Below are 5,420 nucleotides of genomic sequence, written 5' to 3'. Positions count from 1 at the left end.
GGACCTGTCCGCGGGGGAGCGCCAACTGGTGGCGCTCGTGCGCGCCTATCTCTCCCCGGCTTCGCTGGTGGTGCTGGACGAGGCCACCTGCCATCTGGACCCGGTGGCCGAACGGCGTGCCGAGGAGGCCTTCGCGGACCGCCCCGGCACGCTGATCGTGATCGCCCACCGGATCAGCTCGGCACTGCGCGCGAAGCGGGTCCTGGTGCTCGACGGCACGACAGCCGCCCTCGGCGACCACGAGACGCTTCGTGCCGTCTCCCCGCTCTACCGTGACCTGCTCGGTCACTGGCAGAGCGTGCCCACTCCCGCCTGACCCGTCAGATCCAGCCCGCTTCGCGGGCGATGCGGACGGCGTCCACCCGGGTGCGCGCGCAGGTCTTGTTGATCACTTTGGACAGGTAGTTGCGGACCGTCCCGGGGGACAGGTGCAGGCGCTGGGCGATCTCCGGTCCGGACGCGCCGTCCGCGGCGAGCCGCAGCACCTCCAACTCACGGGGGGTGAGCGGGTTGGGCTCGACGGCGAGCGCGGCGACGGCCAGGTTGACGTCGACCACCAGCTCTCCCTTCGCCGCACCCCGGATCGCTTCGAGAAGACGCCCGGCGGGCGCGTTCTTGTCCACCGCGCCGAGCACGTCGGCGGCCAGCAAACGCTGCACGAGTCCGGCCGGTTTGGCCGCCGCGAGCGCCACGATCTGCGTCTCGGGCAACCTCCTGCGCAGGTCCCGAACGGTGGACAGGCCGTTTGTGCAGGGTAGGTCTACATCGACCACGATGACGTCCGGCCGGAGCCGCAAGGCCACCTGGATCACCTTCTCATTGCATTTCAGCGCGGCGACGACCTCGATGTCCTCCTCCTCTGATAAGAGGCTGACCAAGGCGCTGCGCAACAGATCAAGATCCTCCGCGAGCAGCACCTTGATCTTTGCGGACGTTCCCGCCGATATGAGGGTTGGTTCGACCGGAGCAATCTGCCCTTCGGCCGGATGCGACCGTGATACGCGCATGGTGCCTCTCTCTGCCGCGGGGCCCCGATCACCGCCTCCCTGCACGGCCGGGCGGACGCACGTCACTCACATCAGGCCGATGGAGTGACGTGGTTTGCCTCGTGCCGACCACTAGATCCCGTTTGAGTATGTGCCCGTTACGGCGGCACGCGGTTGAGTTGGCAGGTTGTAATCCCATTGAGTGAACGTCCTTGGTCCAGTTCCTAGGGGCGACAACTAGCTAACGCCTCTGGGGCGGAATTGGATACTGATCCGCGGCCCGATCGGCCTGTTGGTCTTCGGAACCGCATGTTCCCAGGTCCGCTGACATGAACCGCCCATAACGATCAAGTCTCCGTGCCCAACGGCGTGTCGCACGATTTGCCCGCCGCCGCGCGGTCGCAGCAGCAATGCGCGCGCCGCGCCGACCGACAGGATTGCCACCATCGTGTCGGTGCTGGCGCCCCGGCCGTTGCGGTCGCCGTGCCAGGCGACGCTGTCCCGGCCGTCCCGGTAGTAGCACAGGCCCGCGGTCCGGAACGGCTCACCGAGTTCGCCCGCATAGTGCCGGCTCAGCATGTCGCGGGCCTGCCCCAGCACCGGGTCGGGCAGCGCCTCGCCCTCCCCGTAGAACTTCAGAAGCCTTGGCACGTCGACCATCCGGTCGTACATGTTGCGCCGTTCGGCATGCCACGGCACGGCCTGCGACAGCCGGTGGAACAGGGCCTCGGAGCCGGCCAGCCAGCCGGGCAGCACGTCGATCCACGCGCCGTCGGACAGGGGTGTCCGGCGCAGCGCGTCCAGCGGCCCCAGGCTCGTCGGGCCGTCGTCGAACAGCGAACCCTGCAGCGGCATGGCCATGGTCCGAGACTAGCTCATCTATCGCACACATGTTCAATCGCATTGTGTGCCAACGGTTTCTTTTGGACGTCGTTCGGCGGGGATTGCTGAATCATTCACATTGCATGATCTCGACCGATATCGCGCACAATGCCACGCGAATCGCGCATTTCGACGCCGCCGCCGGGTGGAGATCGTTTCGCGGGCGCGGCGCGAGGCCCCGGGCCGGCCCGCCCGTCAGGAGCCCCTAGGGGGTTGTGGGCCAGCCGAGAAATGATCATGCGGCGGGCACCGCGCTGGCCTGCCGGTTCACCGCCCGGCGCGCAGCGCATTCGTGTCATTAGGACCAGTCATTGATCGATGTGTGGTCTATGCCCATAAACCTAAGTATGGGAAGATAACTCTCAGCGTCCACGTGAGTGGGCACAGTCACAGGCTAAGGGGAACCGGTGAAGGCCGGGGGAGTTCGGGCATAGGTGTGCGCGCCGGTTCTTGATGCGAATCATGAACCGAGGTTTTCCATGGAGGGGACCAATACCGTCACTGTCGTGCTCCAGCACCAGAATCGGCTGGTCAGGGAGATGCTGGCCGGGCATCTGGTGCGGGAGCCGGGCATCGTCCTGGCTGGCACGGCACCGTCGGGTCCGGAGCTGATCCAGCTCTGCAGTCTGCGCCAACCCGGCGTCGTGCTGTTCGAGGCCGACGCGCCGCGGTGGAGCAACGAGCGGCTGGTCGCGCTGCTGACCCAGTCGGGCCGGGACATGCGCCTGGTCGGGGTGCACGACTCGCTGCCGACCGCGTACGTGATCCGGGCCTACGAGGCCGGGGTGAGCGCGCTCGTGTCGTACACCAGCGGGCTGGAGGCGTTACTCGACGCGGTCAAGAACCCGCTGCTGCCGGTGGAGGCGGCGCGGGCCAAAAGGGTCGACGGGCACACCCTGACCGAGCGCGAACTGCAGGTGCTCTACCTGATCAGCGCCGGGTACCCGCCCAAGCAGGTGGCCGGCGAGCTCGGGATCAGCCTGCACACCGTGGAGAACCACAAGCAGCGGATCTTCGCCAAGCTGGACGTGCACAACCAGGCGCACGCCGCCGCCAGTGCGGTCCGGCTCGGGCTGCTGCCGCGCGCGGTGCCGGCGCCCCGGCAGCAGCCGAAGACGCCCCGGCGCCGCCGCCGGGTCTGCGTGACGCTGCGCGACCCCGGGGGGCGACTCACCGGCCGGCTGCGCGAGGTGCTCGAGGAGCACAACATCCCGGTGGTGGAGCGGGGACCGGAGAGCCGGCCGGCCGCCGGCACCGACGCGGAGGCCGTGGTCACGCTGCTGGTGGACCCGGACCGGGAGGAGTGGTCGGAGCCGGACGGCCGGGCCGGGGAACCGATGGTGATCGTGACCAGCCGCGAGCCGAAGCGCTCCGACGTCACCAAGGCGCTGTCCGCCGGGATCGCCACCGTTCCGGCCAGCCGCATGGAGGATCTGCTCGCGCCCGCGGTCCGGGCGACGGCCAACGGCTACATCCTGGTGAGCTCCACCCATGTCCGGGCGTTGCTCGGGCCGGCCCACGCCGGTTCGAACGGCGGCTGGCAGCGTTGGGAGCTCGCTCTCACGCCCCGGGAACGGGAGATCCTGACCTCCATCGGCCGTGGCCACGCGACCAAGCAGACCGCGCGCCTGCTCGGCATCTCCATCCGGACCGTGGAGAACCTGCAGAGCAACCTGTTCCGCAAGCTGCGGGTGCACAGCCGGGCCGCCGCGCTGGTCGCCGCGCACGACCTGGGGCTGCTCGACGAGTAGCGTCCAACCGGGAGGCTTTGCGGGTTCGCGCAAACTGTCGGGGGCCGCTGCTAGCTTTGTGCGCATGGACTTCAGACTCGAGCTCGTCCTGGTTCCGGTGTCCGATGTGGACGATGCGATCGCGTTCTACCGCGACAAGGCCGGATTCACCCTCGACCACGACCATACGGTCAGCCCGGAGCTGCGGTTCGTGCAGCTGACCCCGCCCGGGTCGCCCTGCTCGATCGCGCTGGGCAAGGGCCTCACCGACGCGCCGCCGGGAACGGTGCCCGGGTTGCAGCTCGTCGTCAAGGACATCGACGCGGCCCGGGCGGAGCTTGCCGGCCGCGGGGTGGCCGTCAGCGACGTCCAGCGCGGCCCGGGCGGCGCGTTCGTCTACTTCGCCGACCCGGACGGCAACCGGTGGTCCTTACAGGACATCTCCGGCTGAACCCGGCTCATCCCAACGACTTCAGGCCGTAGGCGCGGATCACCGTCTGGTCGACGCCGTTGCCCGCGGCGTCGGTGGCGCGCACGCGCAGCGAGATCGCGCCGGTGGTATCCGCCAGCCGGGGATGCCGGACGAGGGCGATCACGGTGCCGTGCCCGAGGCGGATCAGGTCGATCCGTTGCCACGTGGCGCCGTCGTTCGCCGACATCCAGGCCTGGACCTCGCGGATGTCCCGTCCGGACGCGCCGGGCACATGACCCACCCGCAGCGCGAGCGGGTACATGACACCGGCGAACGCCCGGTTGCGCTCGTCGAGCGGAATCCGGTAGTCCACCTGCGGCAGCGCCGGGTTCTCGGTCCGGTTCGGCGGTGGCCGCCGGGAGCCGAACGTCCAGCTCGTGTTCGTTTCCGTGGCGTACAACGACCACGGGGCCGACCGCTTGGCGTCGAGGGTCAGCCGGTAGGTGGCCGGTGTGGACAGTGCCGGGAAGGTCCCGATCGGCGGTGCGCCGGACTCGTGCAGCAACTCGTTGCCCGCGTACAGCTTGGTGGTGTACTCGTCGCCGGCCGAGTTCCAGCCGTAGTGTCCGCCCGCGTCGGAGAACGGGAACACCGCCATGGTGAACTCGTCGCCGGTGCGGGTCACCTGGGTGTCGGCCAGTGCGGAGACGCCGGGCCGGGACGGCCGGCCGAACCACTGTTCGGTCAGGTGTTCCCGGCCTCGGTACCGCACGAACGAACTGTCGAACTCGCCGTCGAACGGGGCGTTCGACCACGCGATGTGCCACCACCGCGTGTCGTTGGCCGACACCAGGTAGGTCCGCCGCAGCGGCCTGGGCACCTCGCGCGCGAACGCGACCGAGAACGTCGGCCAGGGCCGGGCGATGTGCCGCACGTCGGTGCCCAGCGCCGTGGCGGTGTCCGAGGTGTACGCGGTGTCGATGGTCGCGGTGTTGTCCGGGTCGATCCGGTACCCCAGCGCCGGCGGAACCCGCTGTGGCTCGGGGAGCAGCAGGTCGTAGAAGTACGGGCTGACCGCCGTTCCGGACACCTCGACCTGGACCGGGCCGCGCTGCAGCAGATCGACCAGCGCCAGACCGGGCTGCTGTTCGATGGTGAGCCCGTGGATGGACACCTCGCCGGGGTTTCCGGCCCCGGCGAGCAGCAGACCCGGCCGGTTGTTGAAGATCAGCACCCCCCAGGCGCCCGCCTTCGTCGCGTTCGCCACCTTCTCGGCGAAGGTGATCTCGCCCCGGGAGACCAGGGCGAGCTTGCCGGCCACGTCCTTGCCCGGATAGTCCTCGGCCTTGCCCAGGCCGACGTAGACCAGCGGCAGGCTGTGCCGGCCGTCGACCGGGACCGCGTTGGTCA

Annotated in this window: 5 protein-coding genes and 1 pseudogene; 3 read left to right on the top strand and 3 right to left on the bottom strand. The window is 69.4% G+C overall.

The features are described 5' to 3' along the window. Nucleotides 1–316, top strand: a pseudogene (locus VFO68_RS17150) (ABC transporter ATP-binding protein); the annotation flags it as partial. Nucleotides 317–320: 4 nt separating this feature from the next. Here VFO68_RS17150 and VFO68_RS17145 read toward each other — a convergent pair. Both VFO68_RS17145 and VFO68_RS17140 read right to left on the bottom strand, forming a co-directional pair. After that, entirely contained in the window at nucleotides 321–917 is a 597-nt protein-coding gene (locus VFO68_RS17145; protein ID WP_325159304.1) for a response regulator transcription factor, read from the bottom strand. A 306-nt stretch (nucleotides 918–1,223) separates the two neighbouring features. Then, the gene (locus VFO68_RS17140) at nucleotides 1,224–1,847 is read right to left on the bottom strand and encodes an alpha-ketoglutarate-dependent dioxygenase AlkB (protein WP_325159303.1); all 624 of its coding nucleotides are present in this window, start codon (nucleotides 1,845–1,847) and stop codon (nucleotides 1,224–1,226) included. 527 nt (nucleotides 1,848–2,374) lie between these two features. On the opposite strand from VFO68_RS17140, the gene VFO68_RS17135 reads away from it, so the two are divergent. Both VFO68_RS17135 and VFO68_RS17130 read left to right on the top strand, forming a co-directional pair. Further along, nucleotides 2,375–3,619 (top strand): response regulator transcription factor, encoded by a 1,245-nt coding sequence (locus tag VFO68_RS17135; RefSeq protein ID WP_325159302.1) that lies wholly within the window; start codon nucleotides 2,375–2,377, stop codon nucleotides 3,617–3,619. A gap of 64 nt (nucleotides 3,620–3,683) precedes the next feature. Further along, nucleotides 3,684–4,049 (top strand): VOC family protein, encoded by a 366-nt coding sequence (locus VFO68_RS17130; RefSeq protein WP_325159301.1) that lies wholly within the window; start codon nucleotides 3,684–3,686, stop codon nucleotides 4,047–4,049. A 7-nt stretch (nucleotides 4,050–4,056) separates the two neighbouring features. On the opposite strand, the gene VFO68_RS17125 is transcribed toward VFO68_RS17130, so the two are convergent. Further along, on the bottom strand, nucleotides 4,057–5,420 hold a 1,364-nt coding region (locus tag VFO68_RS17125; RefSeq protein ID WP_325159300.1), incomplete at its 5' end, for a PA domain-containing protein.

The sequence above is a fragment of the Actinophytocola sp. genome, assembly GCF_035712165.1.
Lineage (GTDB): Bacteria > Actinomycetota > Actinomycetes > Mycobacteriales > Pseudonocardiaceae > DASYTH01.
This window is presented reverse-complemented; position numbering and strand designations above follow the sequence as displayed.

Excerpts from the sequence above, each read along its gene's own strand:
- VFO68_RS17140 (WP_325159303.1), bottom strand. The coding sequence starts at position 1,847 with ATGGCCATGCCGCTGCAGGGTTCGCTGTTCGACGACGGCCCGACGAGC.
- VFO68_RS17130 (WP_325159301.1), top strand. The coding sequence starts at position 3,684 with ATGGACTTCAGACTCGAGCTCGTCCTGGTTCCGGTGTCCGATGTGGAC.